19 protein-coding genes are annotated in these 26,091 nt (G+C 56.6%); all 19 read left to right on the top strand.

Annotation, left to right across the window (positions count from 1 at the left end):
• The first annotated feature begins 591 nt into the window (after positions 1 to 591).
• The 19 genes from GT003_RS05570 (at position 592) to GT003_RS05480 (ending at position 26,067) form a co-directional block, all read left to right on the top strand.
• Positions 592 to 1,332: an ABC transporter ATP-binding protein gene (locus tag GT003_RS05570; protein ID WP_161695249.1), complete on the top strand. Its 741-nt coding sequence runs from the start codon at positions 592 to 594 to the stop codon at positions 1,330 to 1,332.
• Positions 1,304 to 2,338 carry an efflux RND transporter periplasmic adaptor subunit gene (locus GT003_RS05565; protein WP_161695247.1) on the top strand — a complete coding sequence of 345 codons (1,035 nt, stop codon included), beginning with the start codon at positions 1,304 to 1,306 and terminating at the stop codon, positions 2,336 to 2,338. The genes GT003_RS05570 and GT003_RS05565 overlap by 29 nt, the downstream gene beginning before the upstream one ends.
• Before the next feature lie 22 nt (positions 2,339 to 2,360).
• Positions 2,361 to 5,243, top strand: a complete 2,883-nt coding sequence (locus GT003_RS05560; protein WP_161695245.1) for an ABC transporter permease — start codon at positions 2,361 to 2,363, stop codon at positions 5,241 to 5,243.
• Positions 5,244 to 5,246: 3 nt separating this feature from the next.
• Positions 5,247 to 6,140, top strand: a complete 894-nt coding sequence (locus tag GT003_RS05555; RefSeq protein WP_161695243.1) for an ATP-binding cassette domain-containing protein — start codon at positions 5,247 to 5,249, stop codon at positions 6,138 to 6,140.
• A gap of 68 nt (positions 6,141 to 6,208) precedes the next feature.
• Positions 6,209 to 7,273: a LacI family DNA-binding transcriptional regulator gene (locus tag GT003_RS05550; RefSeq protein WP_161695241.1), complete on the top strand. Its 1,065-nt coding sequence runs from the start codon at positions 6,209 to 6,211 to the stop codon at positions 7,271 to 7,273.
• Positions 7,274 to 7,923: 650 nt separating this feature from the next.
• On the top strand, positions 7,924 to 9,342 hold the full coding sequence (locus tag GT003_RS05545; RefSeq protein WP_161695239.1) for an ABC transporter substrate-binding protein: 1,419 nt from the start codon (positions 7,924 to 7,926) through the stop codon (positions 9,340 to 9,342).
• 236 nt (positions 9,343 to 9,578) lie between these two features.
• Positions 9,579 to 12,515, top strand: a complete 2,937-nt coding sequence (locus tag GT003_RS05540) for an extracellular solute-binding protein (protein WP_161695237.1) — start codon at positions 9,579 to 9,581, stop codon at positions 12,513 to 12,515.
• Positions 12,516 to 12,611: 96 nt separating this feature from the next.
• Entirely contained in the window at positions 12,612 to 13,499 is an 888-nt protein-coding gene (locus GT003_RS05535) for a carbohydrate ABC transporter permease (RefSeq protein ID WP_338046025.1), read from the top strand.
• A gap of 3 nt (positions 13,500 to 13,502) precedes the next feature.
• Positions 13,503 to 14,369 (top strand): carbohydrate ABC transporter permease, encoded by an 867-nt coding sequence (locus tag GT003_RS05530; protein WP_161695235.1) that lies wholly within the window; start codon positions 13,503 to 13,505, stop codon positions 14,367 to 14,369.
• Positions 14,370 to 14,382: 13 nt separating this feature from the next.
• Positions 14,383 to 15,852: an NHL repeat-containing protein gene (locus tag GT003_RS05525; protein ID WP_161695233.1), complete on the top strand. Its 1,470-nt coding sequence runs from the start codon at positions 14,383 to 14,385 to the stop codon at positions 15,850 to 15,852.
• Complete coding sequence (locus GT003_RS05520) at positions 15,833 to 16,453, top strand: YIP1 family protein (protein WP_161695231.1); 621 nt, start codon at positions 15,833 to 15,835, stop codon at positions 16,451 to 16,453. The genes GT003_RS05525 and GT003_RS05520 overlap by 20 nt, the downstream gene beginning before the upstream one ends.
• Positions 16,454 to 16,467: 14 nt before the next feature.
• Positions 16,468 to 19,062 (top strand): DUF5696 domain-containing protein, encoded by a 2,595-nt coding sequence (locus tag GT003_RS05515; RefSeq protein WP_161695229.1) that lies wholly within the window; start codon positions 16,468 to 16,470, stop codon positions 19,060 to 19,062.
• Positions 19,063 to 19,118: 56 nt separating this feature from the next.
• On the top strand, positions 19,119 to 19,964 hold the full coding sequence (locus GT003_RS05510; RefSeq protein ID WP_161695347.1) for a carbohydrate ABC transporter permease: 846 nt from the start codon (positions 19,119 to 19,121) through the stop codon (positions 19,962 to 19,964).
• Positions 19,965 to 20,027: 63 nt separating this feature from the next.
• Positions 20,028 to 20,984 carry a carbohydrate ABC transporter permease gene (locus GT003_RS05505; protein ID WP_161695345.1) on the top strand — a complete coding sequence of 319 codons (957 nt, stop codon included), beginning with the start codon at positions 20,028 to 20,030 and terminating at the stop codon, positions 20,982 to 20,984.
• A 119-nt stretch (positions 20,985 to 21,103) separates the two neighbouring features.
• Positions 21,104 to 22,135: a glycosyl hydrolase gene (locus GT003_RS05500; protein WP_161695227.1), complete on the top strand. Its 1,032-nt coding sequence runs from the start codon at positions 21,104 to 21,106 to the stop codon at positions 22,133 to 22,135.
• 26 nt (positions 22,136 to 22,161) lie between these two features.
• On the top strand, positions 22,162 to 23,145 hold the full coding sequence (locus GT003_RS05495) for a glycoside hydrolase family 113 (RefSeq protein WP_420831484.1): 984 nt from the start codon (positions 22,162 to 22,164) through the stop codon (positions 23,143 to 23,145).
• 61 nt (positions 23,146 to 23,206) lie between these two features.
• Complete coding sequence (locus tag GT003_RS05490) at positions 23,207 to 24,121, top strand: phytanoyl-CoA dioxygenase family protein (protein ID WP_161695225.1); 915 nt, start codon at positions 23,207 to 23,209, stop codon at positions 24,119 to 24,121.
• A gap of 51 nt (positions 24,122 to 24,172) precedes the next feature.
• Positions 24,173 to 24,709, top strand: a complete 537-nt coding sequence (locus tag GT003_RS05485) for a GNAT family N-acetyltransferase (protein ID WP_161695223.1) — start codon at positions 24,173 to 24,175, stop codon at positions 24,707 to 24,709.
• Between the two features lie 56 nt (positions 24,710 to 24,765).
• Positions 24,766 to 26,067 (top strand): glycoside hydrolase family 5 protein, encoded by a 1,302-nt coding sequence (locus GT003_RS05480; RefSeq protein WP_204798979.1) that lies wholly within the window; start codon positions 24,766 to 24,768, stop codon positions 26,065 to 26,067.
• Positions 26,068 to 26,091: the final 24 nt, after the last annotated feature.

Below are 26,091 nucleotides of genomic sequence, written 5' to 3'. Positions count from 1 at the left end.
TTGAAACGGATCTTGAAACTAACGGACTAAGAATGTGAAGGATGGAACATGAAAAGGGCGGCTTTCAATCCAACTAACGGATTGAAAGCCGCCTTTTATTTGTCATTGATCCATATTCCATAAAAAACTTAAGTTCTTCAGCGGCCTCCCGTTGCGCGGCCCTTTTTTTGGCCAGAAAGAAATAACAAGCAAGGAGTCTGTTACACCTCATCGATTTAATGCCGTATTTGCGTGCTGCAATTCATCCTTTGGATCGATCAATCCCCTGCTTTGGATTGAGGGAGAATGAAAGCGGACGGCGGCATATCCATTTTCGCACGAATTCGAAAGTCAGCAGAAAGCGGTGGAACAGGCTGGCAATTCTTTAGGAAGCCGCATAAAGGTCAAGCGCAGGCCCGGGATGAAATTCCTGGGCTTTTTGCACGTGCGTAGAAGGCCGACTTTGCTTTATGTAGAATTGCTCACTGGAATATTAGGGTCATCCTAAAATTATTCATAACAAAATAACTAAAATTGCAAAACAAATAATTTACTAATTACTAACAGTTTGTTATAGTAGATGTGTGGAAATGTAAGCGCTTACCAGAAACGATGCCGCTTGAAGAAGGGGGATTGGTTTTGCGTGGATTAGAGGCTTCACGGGCTCCGATTCTGGATGTCCGCAACGTGACGCGCGTTTTCGGAAGAGGGGAAACACAAGTTTTCGCTTTAAGAGGCGCCTCGCTCAGCGTCGGCACGGGTTCCTTGATTGCATTGAAGGGGCGGTCCGGCTCGGGCAAGACGACCTTGCTTAATATTATGGGCGCGCTGGACGCTCCGAGCGAAGGCTCGATCTTCTACGGCGACAGAGACGGAAGGCGAATGAGCGAACAGCAGAAAAACGAGATGAGAAAAAAAGAAATCGGGCTGATTTTTCAATCGTTTGCTTTGGTGTCGCACTTGAGCGCTTTCGAGAACGTCGAACTGGGACTTCGGATTGCCGGCGTTCCGGCTTCCGATCGCAAACGGCTGGCGGAGGATGCGCTTTCCTTCGTCGGGCTGGCGCAGCGCATGCACCATCGCCCGCAGGAGCTGTCCGGCGGCGAGCAGCAGCGGACCGCGATCGCAAGGGCGATCGCCCACAAGCCGAAGCTGATCCTGGCGGATGAGCCGACGGCCGAATTGGATTCCCGCATGGGCAAACAAATCATTGAAGTATTCCGTGAACTGGTAGGCACCTTAGGCGTAAGCGTCGTGCTCACAACCCACGACCCGCACATCATGGATCTTGTCGATCAGGTTCATGCACTGGAGGATGGACGAATTGGATCGGAAGGTATCAAGCGTGTATAAAGCCCGGGCGCTTGCGCTCGGCGTGCTGCTCATCGCGAGCTCTGCGTCGGCAGGCTGCAGCCTGCTGCCGAATGAGCAAGCGCCGTTAAAGCCCCCGCTCGTCAAGCCGGCGCAGGCCGAGGTTCGAACGATCGAAGCCAAGAGCGGAAGCATCGTGAAGCAGGTTGCGGGCTCCGCGACCTTCGTGCCGACAAGGATCGAATACTACCAACAGCAGGTCACGGGCGTCATTCATTCGGTCGACGTCAGGGCCGGCAGCGCCGTTAAGAAAGGCGACGTTCTCGTTACCCTCGAGAACGAAGGGTCCGACGTCGAGCTGCTGGAGCGCCAAATCGAATTCGAACGCAAGAAGAAAGCACTTAACGACGCGGTCAGAGGCGGCGACGCGGAGGCCGCGCATATCGCCAAGCTGGATTTCGAGCTTGCCGAACTGCTGTACAACAAGGCGAAGACGAAGGCCGACAGCAGCGTCATCCGCGCCAAAACGGACGGCATCGTCTCCTATTCGACCGACTTGCAGCCCGGCGATCATTTCGACGCGGAGCGGGTGTTGGCGGCGGTCGCGCAGCCGAACGGCATGCGGTTGGTCCTCGAAGTAACCGCCAATCCGGCGCTTGCCGATATTAAGCTCGGAATGGAAGCGGACGTCGCGTATAAGGACAAAACGTACAAAGGCAAGGTGACGCAGACGCCGGCTTCCGCCCCGGAGACGGCGGACGAACGGCTGCGCGACGAGTACGGCAAATCCGTTTATATCGAGCTGGACAAACTTCCCGAAGGCGCTTCGTTCGGCTCGCATGCGGAGGCGACGATCGTCGCGGCCCGCCGCGATAACGTCATCGTGCTTCCGAAGAGCGCGATCCGCGCGTATTTCGGCCGTACGTTCGTTCAGGTATTGGAAGGAGAGCGGCGCAAGGAGATCGATATCGAGACCGGTCTCACTACCGCAACGGAATACGAGATCGTGAAAGGCGTCCAGGAAGGAATGAAGATTATTCTTCCGTGAGCCACCGGGGGGAATCGAGGGAATGTCCGTTCTCATCATGCTACTGCGAAAGATGGCCAGAAACTATTGGCTCGTCATCTGCTTGTTCAGCGGCATGCTCTTATGCATCGCGCTGACGTCAAGCATGCCGATTTATAAAAACGCGGTGCTGCATCATATGCTCGTGCAGGACTTGGAGCGCAGCTACGAACAGACCGGGGATCATCCCGGGATGATCGCCGCGCAGTTCACCATGCAGACCGACGACGCCAAGGTGCAGGCGAACGTGCTGAAGCGGTTCAACGCTTATTGGTCCGCGCACGTCGCAGGCAGCCCGCTGCTCCATGTAACGCAGGATCAGAAGCTGGTCGAGACGGTTCGGTTCGGGCTGACGCCGGCCGACCCCGCGCGCGTCGATCCGAACGTGAAACGCAGCGCCAAGCTGGCCATGCGCTCCGGCATCGAAGATCATGTCCGGCTGATCGACGGCAAACTGCCCTCGGCCGAGAAGGCGAACGGCGCGTACGAGGTCATGGTCACGGACAGCGCGCTCGGACAGCTCGGCATGCTGCTCGGGCAGGAATACGACATTAAGGATCCAAAGGCGAAGGATCAAGCGATCCGCATCAAGCCGGTCGCCGTCATCGCGGAGAAGGATCTGAACGATCCGTTCTGGGGCATGCAGGATTTGAAGAACGACCAGAACACGCTCTTTCTGCCGGATCGGCTGTTCGAACAGGATTTCATCGCGAAGCGTCCGATCATCATCGGCAAAGTCGGCGGGACGGCGATCGGGGATTATTCGCAATTCGACCTCGATACGGCCGCCTACGTCCTGCAGCTGAAGACGAACCTGGCGCCGGACATGATGGGGGCGTACAACTATTCGGTCAGCTCCTCCGTGTCGGTGCCGGGCAGCGAGGCGATGGCGGCATACAGCGAACGGGAGAAGACGCTGCGCACGCTGCTCTGGTCGCTTAACGTGCCGCTGTTTATTCTCATCACGTTCTACTTCTACATGGTGACGAGCATGCTCGTCGAACGTCAGCAGTCGGAAATATCCGTGCTTCGAAGCCGAGGCGCGTCGCGATTCCATCTCGTCTTGATGTATGCGGCCGAATTCGGGCTGCTCGCCATCGCGGCTTTCGCCATCGGCCCTTGGCTGGGCGTTGCCTTTACGCGCATACTCGGATCGACGAGCACGTTCCTGAACTTCGTCGACCGCGGATCGATGAAGGCGGAAATGGATGCCGAAAGCTGGAAATACGCGGCCGGCGCGGTGCTCGCCGCCTGGGTGCTCAACTTGTTCCCGGTCTTCGTCGCGACGAAAAATTCGATCGTCGACCAGAAACGGTCAAAGGCGCGTGAAGGCAAGCGCCCCATCTGGCAGCTTTACGGCGTCGATATCGTGCTGATATCCGTGGCATTGTACGGTCATTACGTGTTCAGCCAACGGATGTCGGACCTCGTCAAGCTGGGGCTTGACGGTAAATCGCTGTCCGCCGATCCGCTGCTTTATACGATCCCGACGCTGTTCATTCTCGGCTTAGGCCTTCTGATGATTCGGCTGTATCCGCTGTTCGTGGCGCTCTTCTACCGGATGGGCCGCAGGCTGTGGGCGCCGCAATATTACACGACGCTGCTGCTGGTCATCCGACGGAACCGCATCTACCACGGGCTCATGCTGTTTCTGATTCTGACCGTCGGCACGGGCATCTATAATGCCAATACGGCACGCACGCTGAACGTGAACATGGAGGACCAAATCTGGTACGCCTCCGGCAGCGACATCGTGCTTCGCCAGCACTGGGAGAACGATGCGCCGCCGGCCGCCTCGCCGGTTCCGCAGGCGACGCAGCCGGTTCAGTCGGCGCCGCCGCCGGACATCATCCACTACATGGAGCCGCCGTTCGAATTAATCGAATCGCTGCCGGGCGTCGATACGGCCGCGAAGGTGTATACGAAAGAAGAAGGGGAAGCCTGGCTGGGCACGAAGAGCGGCAAGGTCAAGCTGGTGGGCATCGATACGGACGCCTTCGGCAGTGCCGCGTGGATGAAGGACAGCCTGACGCCGTACCGGTTTTATGATTATTTGAATTTGATCGCCTCGGATACCCATGCGGTGCTGCTGTCGAAAACCGCAGCCGATTATTACGGCGCCAAAGTCGGCGATACGCTGGATGTCGGCTGGGAAGGGATTCGTCCGACGCGCCTCGTCGTATACGGCATTGTACCGTATTTTCCGGCATTCAACCCGAATCCGGTCGCCGGACCTAAGGAAGGAGACGGGAAGCCACAGAATCCGATGCTGATCGTCGGCCACTTGGATACCATTCAGAACGAGCTCGGCATGGAGCCGTACGACGTCTGGCTGAAGCTGAAGCCCGGCGCGAACAGGCAGGCGCTGCTTGACGAGATGGGCAAGCGGCAGATCAAGCTCGAGAAGTTCGAGGATACGATCGGCAAAATATCCGAGAGCCGAATGGACCCGTTCCGGATGGCGATCAACGGCGTCATGACGCTGGGCTTCATCATTTCGCTTGCGATCAGCTTCCTCGGCTTCATGCTCTTCTGGCTGCTCTCGCTCCAGGGGCGCATGCTGCAGTTCGGGATTTACCGCGCCATGGGGATATCCTTCAAGCAGCTTCTCGGCATGATGACGCTGGAGCAGCTGCTGACGACGGGGGCCGGCTTCTTCATCGGCATCGCGACCGGATTCGCCGCGGGGCGAATTTACGTGCCGTTGTTCCAACTTTCCTTCGATCCCGGCCGGATCGTGCCGCCGTTCCAAGTCATTTCCGACCACGCGGACGTCTTCAGGCTCGGCATCTCGACCTGTTTCATGCTTGCCGCGGCGCTTGTCATACTGACTTGGCTCCTGAAGCGGATGAAAATTCACCAAGCGGTCAAGCTCGGGGAGGATTAGCTATTGATTACATGCGAAAATCTAGTTAAAATCTATAAAACTGCCGAAGTCGAAGTCGTTGCGCTGCAAGGATTGAATTTGCAGGTGAACCCGGGCGAGATGGTCGCGGTCATCGGCAATTCAGGCAGCGGCAAATCGACCCTGCTGAATATGCTGGGCGGCTTGGACCGCCCTTCGGCGGGCCGATTGACCATCGCCGGCAAAGATATGCTGAAGCTGACCGACAAGGAGCAGAACGTCTACAAACGCGAAACCGTCGGGTTTATTTGGCAAAATAAAGGGCGAAATCTCGTCCCTTACTTGACGGCGCGAGAAAATGTCGAAATTCCGATGCTGCTGCATGACCGGAAGAAGAAGCGGCTCAGGGCCATCGAGCTTCTCGAAGCGGTCGGACTCGGTTCGCGAACCGGCCACAAGCTTCAGCAGCTATCGGGCGGCGAACAGCAGCGCGTGGCCATCGCCATCGCGCTGGCCAACCGGCCGAAGCTGCTGCTCGCCGATGAGCCGACGGGCGCGCTGGATACGCGGACGTCGGACCAGATCATGGCGTTACTGCGCAAATTGAATGCCGAGATGGGCTTGACCATCGTCATCGTGACGCATGATTTGGATCTGGCCAAGCAGGTGCAGCGGGTCGTGCTGATCCGGGACGGCCGGACGTCGTCGGAGATGATCCGTCGAACGGACGAGCGCGAAGCGGAGGACGCGTCATGCGAAGAGAGGGAGCTCGATACCCATATTGAATATGCCGTCATGGACCGTTCCGGCCGGATTCAAGTGCCCGAGCGTTACTTGGAAGCCGTAGGCGCCAAAGACGCGGACAAGGTATTGCTGCGGCTGGAAGAGGATCATATCGTTTTGCGGCCAATTGCGCCTGCGGGCAAGACGGAGGGCTGAACGATTGAACATAACGACGACTAACAGAAAAATAACAGAAAAATAAAACGAGAAACGGGCGGGTCATCATGAGAGCAAAGGTGAGAATTCAAGAAATCGCTGATTTAGCGGGTGTATCCAAGTTCGCTGTTTCTCGAGCATTATCTGGGAAGAGCGGCGTGAGCGCCCAAACGCGGGAGAAAATTTTGCGCGTTGCCGGCCAGTTGGGTTACTTCAAGAGCAGCGAACAGCAGCAGCGCTTCACGGGCGAGCTGCAAGAAACCGAAGAGGTCAAGCGAGACGGCACGATCGTGGTCATGTTCCCGAACTTGCGGTATCAGAACCGAGAACACATTTATTGGGGACCGGTTTTCGAAGGCGTGTCCTCGCGTCTTCGCCAGCGCGGGCTTGACATTATTACGATAACGGAGCCTTCCGACGATAACGTGTTCAAGCTGCTGAATCCGGAGGCGATACAAGGCATTATTACGATCGGGACCGTCTCGACGCAAATGCTGCTCAAAATCAAGCAAATGAACATTCCGGTCGTCATGGTCGACCACAGCGATCCCGTCTTCGCTTGCGATACGATCTTCACGGATAATTTCAACAGCATGCAGCAGCTGATGATGAAGCTGATCAGCAAAGGCTACCGCAAGTTCCAGTTTGTCGGCAACATCAAGGATGCGCAAAGCTATTTCGATCGTTGGCTGGCGTTCCGTTCTACGCTGGAGAGCTGCCAGATCGAACTGCAGCAGGACCCGATGCTGATCGGGCCCGAAGCGCAGGATATCTTTCTCCTGTTCAAGCAATATCGGCCGGTCGACCTGCCGGAAGTTTATGTTTGCACGCATGACGTCAATGCGCAGTTCCTCATCGAGCAGCTGGGCAATCTGGGAATCGAAGTGCCTGCGCGCTGCGCGGTGACCGGCTTCGACAACACCAGCCATTCCCATCCGATTCTCGCGACGGTGAACGTGAATAAAGAGCTGCTCGGCATGCGGGCCGTGGATCAAATGTTATGGCGCATTCAAAACCCGGGATCGGCGCATGAGAAAAAACTGATTTATGCGGACGTTATTCTGCGGGAAAACTATGCCTACCTATTAAACGGGGAAGCCGAGCGAGAAGGAGCGAATGCGGAGCTTCAATAAGCTGGAATCAAGCGCATTCTGCCAACCTAAATTTTTGCTAAATTTTTTGGGTTGCTTCCAACTTGTTCTTGTTTGGCTGCAACGCATGACCGATTGACGCGTCGTTTTACTCCTCTACCAGTTATGTGCAGCAGCCTCGCTGCGCAAGCTGCTCTGTAACCACACAATCCGAACGCTTCGTAACCATCGCGCAAAGCCCTGCACAACATGATTAATCCTCTATATGCTCGCAAGAAGATCGATCGATGGAAAAGATCTGTTCCAGCAAAACGTGTTCTCCGGGAGTCTCCGCCTTTCAATTGGTTTGTAATCGCTGCAAACGAGTTCAATGAGAGGCGGGGGCTCTTTTTGTCGCGGAATGGGGTATTGAAGCCGCCCTAATGAAATAACAAAAGAAAAACAAATTTATTAAATAATTACAAAATGTTGTGAGGATCACAAAAATAGAATTGACTAATTTTAGCTGCCGATGCTATTATTGACATGCAAGTCAACTAACACTTCGCATACCGGTGGTGATGGGGGTACGCAAAACAAAGAATGAAAACGGTTACGAAGAAGAGAAACGAACCATTCATCTCGGAAACCGGTAGACCTTGCCGGAGCAAACTGGTATTGCTCACTAAAAAAAGCGGGAGGTTGTTTTGCAAATGAAAAATATGAAAGCACTTACAATTTTGCTTGCCGCAACGATGCTTACGTTAACGGGGTGCGGAGGCGGCAGCAACAACGCAGGCGGCAACGCTGCCAACGATCAGCCTGCCAACGAAGCTTCGACCAATACGGCGACGGGCAATGACGCGGCAGCGAACAATGCTTCGACCGGCAATGACGCAACCGGCAATAACGCGGCCGCGACGAACGATGCCGCCCCCGCTCCGACCGACCTTGGCGGGCGCGAAATCCATATCTCCGCATGGTGGGACGGAATGCCGAAGGGCGATACGGCCGATTCCAAGAAAGCGCTCGATAAACTGCATGAAGTCGAGAAGAAATACAACGTCAAAATCAAGTACGACAACATCCCGTTCGATAAATACATGGATAAGTTCACGACGGCCGCGCTCTCCGGAACGCCGATGGCCGACATCTCCATACTCGAGTTCAAGCGCGCGCTTGCCCCGATCAAACAAGGCTTACTCCTTCCGCTCAGCGAATACACGCAGGGCACCAGCGATATCAACAACGAACAAGAACACACGGTCAAGCTTCCGCAGCTCCTTGGCGACGAATACTTCTTCGGCGGTAAAGGCATATCGACCGTAGGCATGTTCTACAACCGCGATCTGTTCAAGAAACTGGGCTTGCCGGATCCGCAAGAGCTGTACGCGGGCGGCCAATGGAACTGGGATAAATTCCTTGAAATCGCCAAGCAAGCCACAACCGATACAAACAATGACGGCAAGCCCGATACCTGGGGCTTCGCGAACTCGGCGCCAAACGCAGCACGCGATTTCGGCGTAACGAACGGCGCGCTGTTCGTCAACGACGACCTGACAATCGGCTTCTCGGATCCGAAAATGATCGAAACGTTGGAATTCATCAACCGGCTGTATAACAAAGAAAACGTCGTCAAAGTGAAAAAAGGCGATAAAAACAGCTGGGATGAAATCAACACGTTTAAAGACGGCGATGTTGCGATGTCCAACAACTTCGACTGGAACGTCGGCGGTCTGCCATTCGAAATCGGCGTCGTGCCAAACCCGCAAGGTCCAAGCGGCGACGGTAAATACACGTATGCCAACACGGCTCAAAACGGCTGGGTCATTCCGAAAGGCGTAAAAGATCCGCAAGTCGTGTATCAGATTTACGAAGAGCTGCAAGACATTCCTTCGACTGAAGAATACTTCGGCCAGAACGGCTTGGAAGCCCTCTTCAAAAACCAACAGGACATCGATATGACGCTTCAGCACATCAACAATACCGGCCGTATCTCGCTTGAAGAAGGTATTGCCGACTACCCGTTTTACGCGATCATGGACGACGTCATCAAGAAGAACCAATCCGTTACCGCTACGGTCGAGAAGTACAAAGCGCCTGCGCAAGCCGCACTGGATAAAATGAAGTAATTGATCGACACTTGCTGGTATGGAAGGGAGGGAGGCCGGATGTGCCGGTACTGCCTCCTTTTCTTTGCAAATCGAGATAACAAACAGCAAAACAATGGATAACGAATATCGAACATTAGGATGATATGTTTGGTAATAATATAGGTTTGTTTTGTGCCACTAAGACGATGGGACGCGTGTGCGCTTTCGTCAGCGGGATGCGTGAACCGCGATCAAGCCGCCTGGGAGGGCTGATATTGAAAGGGAGAACACGGCTAAAGAAATGGGGAACGACGCTGGCATGCGTTATCATTGCGATCGTACTGCTCGTCGTTTGGACCCGATCGGGGAATGACGGCACGGCTGCCGCGATAAGCCAATCGGCATTCGCCGAAGGCTCCTGGTCGAGCCTGCAGGACGCCCGCGGCAATTACGCAGCCTATCTGTCGAAGCATGAGAACGCCGGCTTCGCCGATCAGGAGATCGTTCTGGATGCCGCAAGCTATGCCAGGACGGAGGGCGACGGCTTCGAGAAGCTGGACGATTATGAAGGCCAAGCCGGCATGTCCCTGAAGACCGGCGAGCAGGGCAGCGTATCCTGGGACATCGACGTGACGCAAGCGGGCTTCTTCAACATCGCGCTTCGATATTACCCGGTCGCGGGCAAGAGCTCGAGCATCGAGCGTTCGCTGCAAATCGACGGCGCCGTTCCGTTCACGGAAGCGTCGTATCTGCAATTCGATCGCGTGTGGGACAACGAGCTGAATCATGTGAAGCAGGACAATATGGGCAATGACCTGCGTCCGGAGCAGATCGAGAAGCCGGCTTGGCGCGAAGCGCTGCTCGAGGATTCGGACGGCTTCTACGCCGATCCCTTCAAGTTCTACTTGAGCGCCGGCCATCACACGCTCACGTTCGTCTCGCAGCGGGAGCCGATGGTCATTCGACAGTTGAAGCTGTTCCATCAGCAAGAGCCCGCCGCATATGAAGAGGCGCTCAAGCAGTACGAGAAGGACGGACTGAAGAAGACGGGCAGTCGGCTGATTACCATTCAAGCCGAAGCGGCCGTCGCGAAGTCATCGCCGACGCTGTACCCGCAGACGGAACGTTCCACCTCCTCGGTTACGCCTTACAGTCCGAAGCTCATCCGGGTCAATACGATCGGCGGCTATAACTGGCGTCTCCCGGGGCAATGGATCGAGTGGGAAGTCGACGCGCCGGAAGCGGGTCTCTATAAAATCGCCATGAAATCCAAGCAGGAATTCGTTCGCGGCTTGTACGCGACGCGCCGTCTGCTGATTAATGGCGAGGTTCCGTTCAAGGAAGCCGAACAAATCCCGTTCCGCTACAAGAACGGCTACCGCATCGACGTCATGGGCGGCAGCGAACCGTATCTGTTCAGGCTCGAGAAGGGCAAGAACGTCATTCGAATGGAAGATACGCTCGGCGAATTCGCTCCGCTCATCCGCGAAGTCAAAGAGAGCCTGTACAATCTCAATGCCATGTATCGCAAAATCATCATGATTACCGGCGCGTCGCCGGATAAATACCGTGATTACCGCTTGGACAAACAAGTGCCGAAAATGCTGGAAACCTTTCAAACCGAGAGCGACCGGCTGACCGCCGTCAGCGCCGAACTGAAACGGCTGTCGGGCGGAAGCAGCGATTCCGAAGCGCTTCTGAAGACGATGGCGCTGCAGCTGAAAGAATTGGTGAAGGATCCCGATACGATTCCGCGTCGCCTTACCGCATTCAAGAGCAACGCGGGCGGCCTCGGCACGTGGCTGCAGAAGGCGATTGAAATGCCGCTCCAGCTCGACGAGATTTACATTGCGTCGCCGGATCGAAAATTCCCCTCGTCCGGAGAGGGTTTCATCTCGAAGACGAAGCATGAACTGTCGACGTTCGCGTATTCCTTCGTGATCGATTACAACCAAATCGGCAACGATTCGGACGAGAAGAACCAGAAGTCGATAACCGTCTGGATCGGCAGCGGCCGCGACCAGGCGAACACGCTTAAGGCGATGATCGACGAAACGTTCACGCCGCAGACGGGCATCAACGTGAATTTGAAGCTCGTGCAAATGAATACCCTGCTGCCGGCAACCTTGGCCGGCCGCGGCCCGGACGTCGCGATGCAGATCAGCAACGACATTCCGGTCAACTACGCGATGCGCGATGCGGCTGCCGACTTGACGCAATTCGCCGATTATCCGGAAGTGGCGAAGCGGTTCCGCGACAGCGCGCTTGTTCCGTACACGTACGAGAAGGGCGTCTACGCGCTGCCGGAGACGCAAACCTTCAACATGCTCTTCTACCGCAAGGACGTTCTGGCGGAGCTGGGCCTGGAAGTGCCGCAAACCTGGGACGACGTGTATAAGCTGCTCACCGTCCTGAGCAAGAACCGGATGCAGTTCGGCATGCCGATCACGGTTCCGCAGACATCGGTGCCGGTACCGGGCCAGAACATCCCGCCGAACCCGATCTACGGCTCGCTGCTCATGCAGAACGGAGGTCAATTCTACCGGGGCGGCGGCAAAGAGTCCGACCTGGATTCGAAGATCGGCGTCGAAACGTTCAAGACCTGGACGGACCTGTACAGCGACTACAAGCTGGAACGCGAATTCGACTTCGCGAACCGTTTCCGAACCGGAGAGATGCCGATCGGAATCGTGGATTACACCACCTACAACCAGCTCACCGTATTCGCGCCTGAAATCCGCGGCATGTGGGGCTTCGCGCCGATTCCGGGCACGAAGCAGCCGGACGGCACCATCCGCAGAGATACGCCGAGCGCGGGCAACGGCACGCTGATGCTGAACAGCGCGAAGGACAAGGACTCGTCCTGGGCATTCATGAAGTGGTGGACCGGCGAGAAGACCCAAACGACTTTCGGCCGGGAGATGGAAGCGCTCATGGGAGCTTCCGCGCGTTATCCGACGGCGAATATCAAAGCGCTCGACAGCCTGCCTTGGCCGGTCGCCGATTACGACAACCTGAAAGCGCAGTTCGAATACGTAAGAGGCGTTCCCGAAGTGCCGGGCGGCTACTTCACCGGACGTCACTTGCAGAACGCGTTCTTGAAAGTGGTCGTCGAGAAGAACACGGAAGCGCGCGAAGCGATCATGGATTACACCCAATACATTCAAGACGAAATCAAAGCGAAGCGCAAAGAATTCGGCCTGCCGGAATAAGGAGGGATCCACGTGTCAACGATCGGTACACCGACTCAGCCTTCAGTGACTGCAGCCGCCAGGAAGCCAGCCGTCAAAACGACAAGCTGGTGGGCGATCAAATGGAAGGAAATCAAGGCGCATAAGCATTCCTATATCCTGATGTCGCCCTATATGCTGCTGTTTGCCGTCTTCACCGTGCTTCCCGTCATCATGTCCGTCGTCATCAGCTTTACGTACTTCAACATGCTCGAATTTCCGCGCTTCATCGGTTGGCAGAACTACTCCCGCTTATTCCTGGAAGACGATGTCTTCTTGATCGCAATCAAGAACACCATCCTCTTCGCGGTCATTACCGGACCGCTCAGCTACATGGCTTGCTTCGTCTTCGCCTGGATCATTAACGATCTTCGCCCGAAGCTTCGCGCGTTCATGACGCTGATCTTCTATGCGCCTTCCATCTCGGGGAACGTCTACTTCCTCTGGCAGATGATCTTCTCTGGAGACCGTTACGGCATCGCGAACGGTTTCCTGATCAAGATGGGCGTGCTGCTCGACCCGATCCAGTGGCTGAAGACGGAGAAATACATTATGCCGATCATCATCCTCGTGCAGCTCTGGCTCAGTCTCGGAACGGGCTTCCTCGCCTTCATCGCGGGTCTCCAAACCGTGGACAAAACGCTGTACGAAGCGGGCGCGGTCGATGGGATCAAGAACCGCTGGCAAGAGCTGTGGTACATTACGCTTCCTTCGATGAAGCCGCAGCTGATGTTCGGCGCCGTCATCCAGATCACCTCGTCCTTGGCGATCGCGGACGTGTCCATCTACCTGGCCGGCTTCCCGAGCGTCAACTACGCGGCCGAAACCATCGTCACGCACTTGATCGACTTCGGTACGATCCGATTCGAGATGGGCTACGCATCCGCGATCGCGACCGTGTTGTTCACGTTGATGGTCGGAACGAACCTGGTCGTGCAGCGACTTCTCAGGAGGGTGGGGGAATAGACGATGAGGTTAGCGCTTCCTATTCGAAAAAAACAAGTAAACCGTTCGTTTGCCGGAACGTTCTGGATGTTCGTGTTTCTGGCTGCCTTCGCCGCTTTCATGGCGCTGCCGCTCGTCTATGCGATCAACGCGGCGTTCAAGCCGCTCGACGAAATCTTCCTGTTCCCGCCGACGCTCTTCGTTCGGCATCCGACGACGAGCAACTTCATCGATCTGATGACGCTGCTCGGCCAATCGTGGGTTCCGTTCTCCCGTTACATTTTCAATACGTTCTTCATTACCGGAATGGGCGTTGTCGGTCACGTGCTGCTGGCTTCGGCCGCGGCATATCCGCTCGCGAAGCACAAGTTTCCCGGATCGAAGTTCGTCTTCGCCATCGTCGTGCTCTCTCTGATGTTCACGCCTCAGGTAACGGCGATTCCGAACTACATGGTCATGTCCTGGATCGGTTTCATCGATACGTACTGGGCCGTTATCGTGCCGGCATTCGCGTTCTCGCTGGGACTGTACCTCATGAAACAATTCATGGAGCAAATTCCCGATGCGCTGCTGGAGTCGGCCAAGATCGACGGCGCGAACGAATACCGGATCTTCTGGCAAATCGTCATGCCGAACGTGAAGCCGGCTTGGCTGACCTTGGTCATCCTGCTCTTCCAGATGCTCTGGGGAACGGACGGCAACGGCTTTATTTATAGCGAGCAGCTGAAGACGCTTCACTATGCTTCGAACCAAATCATCTTCGGCGGCATTGCCCGCGCCGGCGTCGGCTCGGCCGTCGCGCTCATTCTGATGAGCGTGCCGATCGCCCTGTTCGTCTTCTCGCAAAGCCGCATTATCGAAACGATGACGACATCCGGCATGAAGGACTAAAGGAGGTGGAAGCGTGCAATTGAAGAGAGTTTTGCTGCTGGCGGCCATCATAGCGCTGGCCGCTTCGATCGGCATTCCTGCGGCGTCGGCAGCCGTGCCGTACGAAGCCTACACGTACGATTATTACGGCGATTCATCGCCGCTGCCAGCTCCCTACGTGCCGGACGCCGCGATTACGGGCGAAAGCTTGGGGGTCGGCGACTTCAAAGAGCCGAGCGATCTGTACGTTGCGCCGGACAATACCACGTATATCCTGGATACCGGCAACGCGCGGATCATCGTGCTGGATCCGGACATGCGCGTCAACCGCGTCATCAAGACGTTCACGAACAACGGCAAGAAAGACGGTTTCGCGGCTCCGCAGGGGCTGTTCGTCTCCGACAAGAACGAATTATACGTGGCGGACACCGACCACGGCCGCGTCGTCGTGCTGTCCGGGCAGGGCGAGCTGATCCGTATCATCGCCAATCCGAAATCGGATATTTTGCCTGCGGATTTCAAGTTCGTCCCGCTCAAAGTCACCGTCGATGCGGCCGATCGCGTATTCGTTATCGCGCGCGGCGTATTCGAAGGCATTATGCAATTCGACGACAAGAACACGTTCATGGGGTATGTGGGCACGATCAACGTTTCGCCATCCGTCTGGGACCGTCTCTGGAAGTCGTTGTCCACCAAGGCGCAGAAGGCGCAGATGCAGCTGTTCATCCCGACCGAATTCTCGAACGTCGACATCGACCGCAAAGGCTTCGTCTATGCGACCGCGATCGACATCGCGTCCGACACGCCGATCAGGCGGCTGAATCCGTCCGGCGACGACGTCCTTAAGCGGCTCGGTTACTGGGCGGTCAAGGGCGATATCCGCTTCCGGATGTTCGGCAACAACTCCGGTCCGTCCAAGTTCACCGACATCAAGGTACTGGGCGGCGGCATGTACGTCGCGCTCGACGCCAACCGCGCGCGGCTGTTCACGTACAACGACGAAGGCAATTTGCTGTACGCTTTCGGCGGCCGGGGCAACCAGCTCGGAGTCTTCAATACGCCCGTCGCCGTCGAGCAGATCGGCGATAAGCTCGCGGTGCTGGACAGCGGCAAGAAAAACATCGTCATCTTCCGTCCGACGAAGTTCGGCACGCTCGTCCAACGAGCCACGACGGAGCACTATAGCGGCAACGACGACGCCGCCGTCCAGCTATGGAGCGACGTGCTTCGCTTGAACACGAACTATGAAATCGCTTATCTCGGCATCGGCAAATCGCTTCTGATGCAGAAGAACAACGTGAAGGCGATGGAATATTTCAAGCTGGGCATGAGCCGCAAAAACTACTCGGTCGCTTACAAGCGTTATCGCCGGGAAGTGCTGAAGGAGCAGTTCGGCACGTTCATGACCGTCTTGCTTACCCTTGTCGTCGCGTTTATCGCGTATCGCGTTGCGAGACAAGTCATCCGAAGGAGGGCTGTGAAACGTGAAGCAGGATTATCTTAAATTTCCGCTCCATCTTATCGTGCGGCCGTTCGACGGATTCTGGGACATGAAGTACGAAGGCAAGGGCAAATTGAAAGTCGCGCTGCTGATCTTGCTCGCCGTTATCCTGACGACGATTTTGCAAAAGCAATTTGCCGGCTTTCTCGTCAACATGGTCGATCCGCGCTCGCTCAACAGTTTGGACGATTTGGAGTTCACGGTTCTTCCTTTCATGTTGTTCTGCATCGCGAACTGGTCGATCACGACGCTCATGGAAGGGGAAGGGAAGTTCAAAGAGATCGTAATGGCGGCCGGCTACGCGCTGCTGCCGATCGCGCTCATCAACCTGCCGATGACGTTCGTCAGCCGATTCATGACGCAGGAGGAGACGGCGTTCTATTATCTCCTGAACAGCATCTCCAGCCTGTGGTTCGTCGTGCTGCTATTCGTCGGGATAATGACCGTCCACCAGTACACGCCGGCCAAGACGGTGCTGACGATGGCGCTCACCGTCATCGCCATGGGGTTCGTCGTCTTTATCGCCACCTTGGCGTTCAGTCTCGGTTCGCAGATCTACTGGTTCATCTACGACGTTTACCGTGAACTCATATTCCGGACTTAAAGGAGGCCGCACCCTTGAAAAGACGAACGAAATGGTATGCGGCGCTGGCCTGTATCGGGATTGTCGGCGTAGGGGCATTCGGCTATAGCTTATACACGAAGGGGGCTCCTTCCGCCGAGATAGCGGCTTTCGCACGATCGGACATGAGGCCTGCCGCGGCGACCGAACTGAAGTACATGGCTGACGCCGGCAACGCCGTCCAGGGCATGAAGCTCGTTGCGCAGACGGATGCGCTCGCGCTCTACATGAATCCGGATACGACCGAAATCGCCGTCCTTAACCGGTCGAGCGGCAAGGTGTGGCACAGCAATCCAGGGGATATCGGCTCGGATGCGAAAGCCTCGCCATTCGAGAAGGACCGCTTGGCCGCGCAAGTGACGCTGAACTATCGCGATTCGATCGGGACGCTGGGTGCGATCACGAATTATACGGACAGCATTCAGCGGAAGCAGTTCAAGGTGGAGGCGATCGAGAACGGCGTTCGGATTACGTATACGATCGGGGATACGTCGCTCGGAATCGATGCGCTGCCGAAGCGGATCGGCAAGAAGCGGTTCGAGGAGAAGGTGCTGGGTAAGCTGGACAAGAAGACGGCCGCTTACGTATCGAACCGGTATTATCCGCTCGACGGCAAGCCGGACGTGCTGGAGCGGCTGGACACGGAAGTATCGAGAGCGCTCGTGCTGAAGCGGATGCTCGATGCCTTCACCAAAGCTGGGTATACGGCGGAGGATTTGAAGGCGGACAACGACGAGTACGGCACGACCGCCGGCAGCGCGCAGGCAAAGCCGAACTTCACGATTCCGATCGAATACCGGCTCTCCGGCGATTCGCTGCTCGTGCATGTTCCGGTGAAGGACATCCAGGAGAGCAAGGGCTATCAGATCCGTTCCGTCGAGCTGCTCGATTTCTTCGGGGCGGCGGGCCGGGATGAGCAAGGCTATATGCTCGTTCCCGACGGTTCCGGCAGCTTGATCAACCTGAATAATGGCAAAGTGGGCGAAGAGGTCTACGTGCAGCGGGTGTACGGCGACGACGAGAACGATAATTCGAAGCGCCGCGGGCAGATCGCCGAGGCCGCGCGGCTGCCGGTGTTCGGCCTGAAAGCGGGCGAAGAGGCGTGGTTCGCCACGATCGAGAAGGGCGAGGGCATCGCCAGCATTAACGCGGACATCAGCGGCCGCAAAAATTCCTACAATAGCGCCTACGCCAGCTTCGCCATCCGCGGCGAAGACGAGCTCGAGCTGTACAAGGGCAACAAGGTTGACGAATTCCAGCTGCTTACGGGCGACCGCTTCGCGGGCGACATCCAGCTCCGGTACGACTTCCTCTCCGGCAACCAGGCGTCGTATTCGGGCATGGCCGCGTTGTACCGGAAAAATCTGGTGAAGGCAGGCGTGCTGCAGCCGCTGAAAGCGCCAGGGCAGCTGCCGTTCTACGTCGACCTGCTCGGCGCGGTGGACAAACGCAAATCGTTCCTCGGCGTGCCTTATAAAGGGTTGATGGCCATGACGACGATCGACCAAGCGAGCCAAATCGCCAAAGAGATCAAGGACGCCGGCGTGTCCAACGTGCAGATGCGATACGTCGGCTGGTTCAACGAAGGCATCGATCACAAAATTCCGGAGACCGTCAAGCTCGACAGCCAGCTGGGAAGCAAATCGGACCTGTCCCAGCTGGCCGCTCAGCTGAAGGACATGGGCGGGAACTTATATCCGGACGTCGCGTTCCAGCATGTGCTGCGCGAGAACCATGACTTCAAGCCGGCTTCGGACGCGGCCCGCTTCGTCACGAGAGAGCAGGCCCTGCTGCAGCCGTACGACCGCGCGCTGAACGCGATGAATACCCAATGGGGTTCCTTCTATTTATTGTCGCCCGCGAAGCTGCCGTACTTCGTGGACCGCTTTGTCGACAGTTATAAGAAGTACAAGATGGATTCGGTCGCGCTGCGCGACATGGGCGATACGCTGACGGCCGATTATCGGGTCAACCGCGTCGTGTTCCGGGACGTCGCCAAGAATATCGTGGCCGATCAGCTCGGCAAAATCAAGAAGAGCTATCCGAACGTGATGATGACCGGCGGCAACCAATACGCGCTGAAGTACGCCGACCAGCTGCTGAACGTGCCGATGGCTTCCAGCGCATTCAGCATCGAGGACGAGGCCGTGCCGTTTTACGAGATGGTCCTCCACGGCTTCAAGGAATACGCCGGCAAGCCGATCAACCTGGACGACGAGCAGGACCTGTCGTATCATCTGCTCCGTTCGCTGGAATACGGCGCCGCGCCGCATTTCTTCTGGTCGTACGAGTCGTCTGCCAAGCTGAAGCTGACGACGTACGAGTCGTTGTTCTCGACGCATTACTCGGATTGGCTGAAGGACGCAGCGGATTTATACGGGAAGCTGAACCGCGTGCTTGCCGGGCTGCAGCGCGAGACGATCACGGAGCATGCGCAGCTGAAGCCCGGCGTCGTCAAGGTCAGCTACAGCAACGGAACGTCGATTTACGTGAACTATACGGATCAGCCGGTCACCGTGCAAGACGCGCAAGACCTGCAAGACGTGCAAATCGGCGCGAAAAATTTTACCGTGGGCGGTGACGAACCGTGAACTTAAAACGATTGACCTTGACGCAGAAACGCTCGCTGCTCGGCATCCTGTTCATCATGCCTTGGCTGCTGGGCTTCGTGTTTTTGTTCGCGACGCCGCTGCTTCAATCGATCCATTTCAGCTTCAGCGACATGAAGATCGCCCCGGGGGGCGGGTATACGCTCGACTTCATCGGATGGGCCAACTTCAAGAACGCGCTGTCGGTCGATCCGAATTTCAACCGCATTCTGACGCAGTCCTTGAGCGAGATGGCATGGAACGTGCCGATGATCTTATTCTTCAGCCTATTTACGGCGACGCTGCTGAACACCCGGTTCGTCGGACGCCCGTTCGCGCGTGCGATCTTCTTCCTGCCGGTCATTCTGGCATCCGGCGCCATTGCCGCCGCCCAGACGTCGGGCCTCATTCAATTGACCGGAAGCTCGGAGATCGCGAAGGAATTGGGGCAGCAGCAGAACGGCTTCGACCCCCTGACGCTCGCCTTCACGTTATCCGACGCGGGACTCCCGATGTGGTTTATCGAGTACATCATCAGCGCCGTGGAGCGGATCTATGAAATCATCAAGAGCTCCGGCGTGCAGATTCTGATCTTCCTGGCCGCGCTCCAATCGGTACCCGTCTCCATGTACGAGGTAGCCAAGATGGAAGGCGCGACGGCGTACGAGACGTTTTGGAAGATTACGTTCCCCATGGTCAGCCCGTTAATCTTGACGAATATCATTTATACGATCATCGATTCGTTCACGAACAGCCAAGTGACGACGGCGATTTACAATACGGCGTTCCAAGCGCAAAACTTCGGCCTCAGCGCCGCGATGTCCTGGATTTATACCGCGGTGATCAGCGTCGTGCTCATCATCGTCGGCATCCTCGTGTCAAGAAAAGTGTTCTATTACAATTGACGGGATAGGAGGGCGAAAGCATTGAAACTACCCGATTTGCAAAACGAAGCCGTCGTCATACAAATGCAAAAGGCGCGCAGCAAGACGGCATCGCTGCTGTGGCTCCTTTTCCGTTACATTCTGATCATCGGGATATCGTTCACCATTCTGTATCCGATCCTGCAGCAGTTGTCGGTCGCCTTTAAGGATAAGACGGATATCTACAATCCGACGATCTACATGATTCCGGTGCATTTCACGATGGAGAACGTGCGGTATGCGATGGCCGTGCTGAATTACTGGCCGCTCCTGAAGAACACGCTCATCTTCGCGGCATCCACGACGCTTCTCCAAGCCGCTTCATGCTCGCTGGCGGGCTATGGCTTTGCCCGGTTTCATTTCCCCGGGAAAAACATTCTGTTCACGCTCGTCGTGCTGACGATCTTGATTCCATCCAGTACGCTGATGGTGCCGATGTACATCCATTTCCGCTCGTTCGACCTCTTCGGCGTCATCCATCTGGCTACCGGCAAAGAAGGGATCAATATGCTCAACACGTACGGCCCTTCGCTGATTACGGCCGCACTCGCCAACGGCTTGAAGTCCGGCTTGTTCATCTATATTTTCCGGCAGTTCTTCCGCAGCATGCCCGGCGAAATCGAAGAGGCGGCGCTCATCGACGGCGCCGGCGGCATCCGCACCTTCTTCACGATCATGCTGCCGAACGCGGTTCCGCCGCTCATTACCGTCATCCTGTTTGCCTTCGTGTGGCAGTACAACGATATCTTCTACGCTTCGCTGTTCAACAGCTCGAGCGACCTGATGTCGATCAAGGTATCCTCGCTGCCTGCCGACGCGAACCAGTACTTACCTGGCATCATGGGCCTCGCCGGCGGAGAGAACGTCAAGGTGGATCCGAATCAAGTTTCCCTGATCGTCGATACGGGCATCTTGCTCGCGATTTCCCCGCTGATCGTGATGTACCTCTTCGTGCAGCGCTTCTTCGTCGAGAGCGTCGAGCGTTCGGGCGTCGTCGGGTAAGCGCGGGGCAGCGGCAGGGAGTGCGGCTCGCTCGTCGTGGAGACGCCTGCATCGAAGCAGCCGGATTTAGCGGTAACGATTACGCGAAAATAACGATGGCGACAAGGAGAGGAAGCGGAATGAACGACTGGTCGCAGCGGATGAAGGTCGAACCGAAACTGATTAACCCGCAGGCCGACGATTGCGCGAGGCGGCTGATGGCTTATCTGTGCGATGCGTACGGCAAACGGATGCTGACCGGACAGCAGATCGGCGTCCACGCCACGCCGGAGATGGACGTGATTCAACGCGAGACGGGGCATTATCCGGCTGTCGGCGGCTTCGATTTCATGAACGATTCGCCGTCCCGCACGGAGCGCGGCTCCGTCGGAACGGATACGGCGCTCGCGCTGCAATGGTGGCGGGCTGGCGGGATCGTCACCTTCTGCTGGCACTGGAACGCGCCGAAGGATCTGGTCGACCAGCCGCCCGACAACGGCTGGCATCGCGGCTTCTATACCACGGCCACGACGTTCGACATCGCCAATGCCATGGACGATCCGTCTTCGGAGGAATACGCCTTGCTGCTTCGCGATATCGACGCGATCTCCGGTTTGCTGGCGCAGCTCCGGGAAGCCGGCGTGCCCGTTCTGTGGCGGCCGCTCCACGAAGCTTCAGGCGGCTGGTTCTGGTGGGGCGCCAAAGGACCGGAGCCGTGCATCCGGCTCTGGAAACTGATGTACGACCGGATGACGCGGCTGCACGGCCTGCACAATCTGATCTGGGTTTGGAACGGGCAGCACAAGGATTGGTATCCCGGCGATGCGTATGTGGACATCATCGGCGAAGACGTGTATTCGCCCGCACGGAATTATCAATCCAACGTCGACCGGTTCCGGCAGGCGCTGAGCTACACGAATGCCGCGAAGATCATCGCGCTGTCCGAGAACGGACCGCTCCCGGATCCAGACCGGATGATCGAGGACGGCGCGCTATGGCTGTGGAATTGTACGTGGTACGGCAATTTCGTGCATAAGCAGGAGGAGCGCGAGACGGTCGTATCGGATCAATACACCGAACGGGAGATGCTGAAGAAGGTTTATCGGCATCCATTTACGGTGACGCGCGACGAGCTGCCCGATCTCATCCGCTACCCCCTGCATCATCCCTAACAGACGGCGAGAAGGAGAATCCGACCATGATGTTCGTTAAAGGCATGACGTACGGCTGGAACAGCAAACGCGGCGCGTACAGGCAGCCGTATGCGACCGATTCGCTCCGCAAGCTCAAGGAGACGGGCAGCGAATGGATGGCGTTATCCTTCTACACGCATCAAGCGAACGTGTATGCGACGGATATCCCTTTCGATTACGGATTCACGATGACGGACAGAGACATCGAGCACGCCGTCAAGGAAGCGAAGGCGCTCGGGCTGAAAGTCTGCTTGAAACCCGTGGTCAATTCCGCGGACGGCATCTGGCGGGCGCATATCGGGTTTCCGGAGGAAGCGGGAGCCGCGCCTTACTGGGACGCGTGGTTCCGCTCGTATTCGAATTTTGTCGCCCATTACGCGGAGCTCGCCGAAGAGCTGGGCTGCGACATGTTCTGCATCGGCTGCGAGATGGTGAAGACCGAATCCAAGGCCGGTCATTGGATCGCCTTGATCGAACGCGTTCGCGAGCTCTACGGCGGTCCGATCGTCTATAACGCCAATCACGGCTCGGAAGAACGAATCCAATGGTTTGACCGCGTCGATTATATCGGCACGAGCGCTTATTACCCCGTTGCGAAGCAGCCCGGCGACGGCGAGGAAGCGATGATCGCGAATTGGCTGCCGGTTCGGGAGAAGATGGCCGCGCTGCATGCGGCGTTCAACAAGCCGATCCTCTTCATGGAAATCGGCTGCCGCAGCGCCCTCGGCTGCGCGACGATGCCATGGGATTTCACGCAAACGGAGCTGCCCTTCAGCGAGGAGGAGCAGGCGAACTTCTACAGCTCGGTCTTGCGGGTGTTCTGGGAGGAGCCTTGGTTTGCCGGCTTCTTCTGGTGGGACTGGAGCGTGAAGCTCTACGAGCGCGAAGCGGCCGGCTCGAACGTCGGCTTCGACATCTACGGGAAGAAGGCCGAACGGATCGTGAAGGAATGGTACGCAAAGCCGAAGATGCTTCCGGGAGCGATCTGAGACCCGATGTTATTATTAAGTGTGATTCCAATTCCATTCCAGCATAGGAGCTGATAGAAGCATGAGTTTGCGAGTGCTGACGGCAGGACAGATCGAACAGTTCGTTGATAAAGGCTACGTGCATATTAAAGGCGCCATCCCGCGGGACGCGGCGCTGGAGGCGCAGTCGTTCCTGTGGGGCAAGCTGGAAGAGAAGGCCGGCGTCGTGCGCGAGGACCCCTCGACGTGGCAGGAGCCGATGGTCAACCTCCGCGAAAATTACCGCAACGCCGCATTCGACGTCTGCAATACGGCGCTGTTCGCCGACGCCGTCGAGGATTTGACGGGCGCAAGCCGTACGATCCACCGCTTCGTCGCCGGCGAGACGGAGGGCGACAAGCTGCCTGGCTGGGGCTGGTGGCCGGTCAACTTCTTCGTGGGCAAGGGCGAGCCTTGGTGCGTGCCGACGAACGGCTGGCATTGGGACGGCATTCATTTCCGGCATTACGTCGACTCGCCGGAGCAAGGGCTGCTCTGTCTGTGCCTCTTCTCGGATATCGCGCCGCACGGAGGCGGCACGTTGGTCGTCGAAGGCTCGCATAAGACGGTCGCGCGTCACTTGGCCCAGTTTCCGGAAGGCGTCGAGCTGGGGGAAGGCATTCGCGCCCTGCATGCCGAGCACCCGTATTTCGCCAAGCTGACGGGGCGGGACGGCGAACAGCTGAGCGCAGCGGGACGGAACGCGTATTTCATGGATCAGGCCTATATCGGAGAAGATGGCGCGCGGCTGCAGGTTGTGGAGACGACGGGGGAAGCCGGGGACGTCATTCTGTGCCATCCGTTCCTCGTGCATGCCGCGTCGCAGAACCACAGTGGGAAGGTCCGTTTCATGTGCAACCGGACTTCGCCGCTGAAAGAGAGGCTGTCGCTGCAGCGAGAAGGACCAGGCGGCTACTCGCCGCTCGAGCGAAGCATCCGGGCGGCTATCTATAGCTGAAATGCGTCGGCTGCCCGGCCTAAGAGCCGGTTCAATTAGGAGAGTTGCCTGGTGAAAACAGAGATTCGATTAATCGAAAAAACGGATTATGAACAAGCGCATGCCTTTCAATGCGAGTATTTGGACATGGAGACCATCGAGGATTTTATGCGACGAGTGAAGCGCGATCCTGACTTGTACATTGTAACGGTGGATGGCAATGAAGTGGTCGGCGTTTGCTATGGAAGTTTGTCTAAGAAACACGATTCCGTCATGAATTTGAACGGGATCGCGGTTAATCTGGATGAAACCAAGAACTATGCCAGAGTTGGGCTGGGAACAAACATGCTGCTTATCTTTGAAACAGCGGTGAAGAAGAGAAGCTGTTATAAAATTGGCGTAGGTTCAGCGGATGATCCAAAGGTAGAAGCTTTTTACCTAAAAAACGGATTTAAACCAACGGAATTGGTAGTCAAAGGCCCGAATTTCGAGGAAATGGAGAGAATCCGAGTAGATGACTACGAAAGCGGTCATTTACGAAGAGAAGACCTAAGACGCAGATATAATCCAAGAGAAGTGATCTTCATCTTTGAAAAATATTTAGAATGAATTCACTTCGCTAACGACAGGGTTTAAATAATGAGGGGTGAAGGAGGCCCGTGACGTTGCAAAAACGGATGATTACGCTCACTGCCTTGCTGCTCGTGTTTTTTGGGGCAGCAGGGTGCACGGACGGCACGCCAAACCAAGAAAAGGCGGCAGCTAACAAAGCGGAGAATGTTACGCAATCGCCAAGCAAAGATGAGAAGACTGCGCCATCTCAAGGCGCAGCTGCCGTACCGACTCCCGACCCGGCTCCAAGTCAGGCTGAAGTTCCTTTGACCACGCCGGACCCGAAGCTGCCGAAGCGCGACCCGCAGGCGGCGCCGCTTGACGTATTTAAACAATCGAAGCAGCTCGGAAGAGGCGTCAATCTCGGCAATGCGCTTGAGGCGCCGGTAGAAGGGCAATGGGGAGTCACATTAGAAGAAAGCTACTTCAAGACGATCAAGGATGCAGGCTTCGAGACGGTCCGCGTTCCGATCAAGTGGTCGGGGCACGCGGACACGAATGCCCCTTACGCCATTGAAGCCGCGTTTTTCGATCGTATAGATTGGGTTCTCGACCATGCGTTGAAGCAGGGACTGAACGTCGTTCTCGACATGCACAATTACGATGAGTTCAATGCGAATGCAAATGAGCAAGAAACTCGTTTCCTGGCGTTATGGAGGCAAATCTCGGCCCGCTATAAAGAGCTTCCTAACAATGTGTATTACGAGCTAGCCAACGAACCAAACGGTTCTCTGACCTGGTCAAAGTGGAATAAAATGCTGAAAAAGGGTCTTGAAACGGTTCGGAGCGAGGATCAGTGGCATACCGTCATTATCGATTCCGCCAACTGGAGCAATTACGCCTCGCTTGTGTCGCTCGATATTCCGGATAACGAACAGAACGTCATCGTTTCGTTCCATTATTACGATCCTTTTCTCTTCACTCACCAGGGGGCAGATTGGGTAGGCCCGGAAAACGGAACCGCCGGCGTCGTTTGGCCGGGTCCCCCTGCGCAGAAGGTAGAGCCGGTCGATGCTGCCAAGCAGGTACAGTGGGTGAACGATTGGTTCGGCGCTTACAATACGCAACCGACGGAAACGAATCCGGCAGGACCCCATGCGATTGTGGAAGCCTTTGATAAAGCGGAAAGTTGGGTAAAGGAGAACAACCGCCCGATCTGGCTTGGCGAATTCGGCGCGTACAGCAATGCTGATATGGCTTCGCGGGCACGCTGGACGAGCTTCGTGCGCGAACAAGCAGAGAAACACGGCTTCGGCTGGTCTTACTGGGAGTTTTGCGCGGGCTTCGGCGTATATGATCCGGCAGCTAATGCGTATCGGAAGGAATTGCTGGATGCGTTGATTCCTCCTAAATAGGTCCCGGTCGAGCTTCCCGCGGAG

It is taken from the genome of Paenibacillus sacheonensis (assembly GCF_009909195.1).
GTDB lineage: Bacteria > Bacillota > Bacilli > Paenibacillales > Paenibacillaceae > Paenibacillus_Z > Paenibacillus_Z sacheonensis.
Note: the sequence above shows the minus strand (reverse complement) of the source record. Positions and strands in the feature narration are given on the sequence as shown.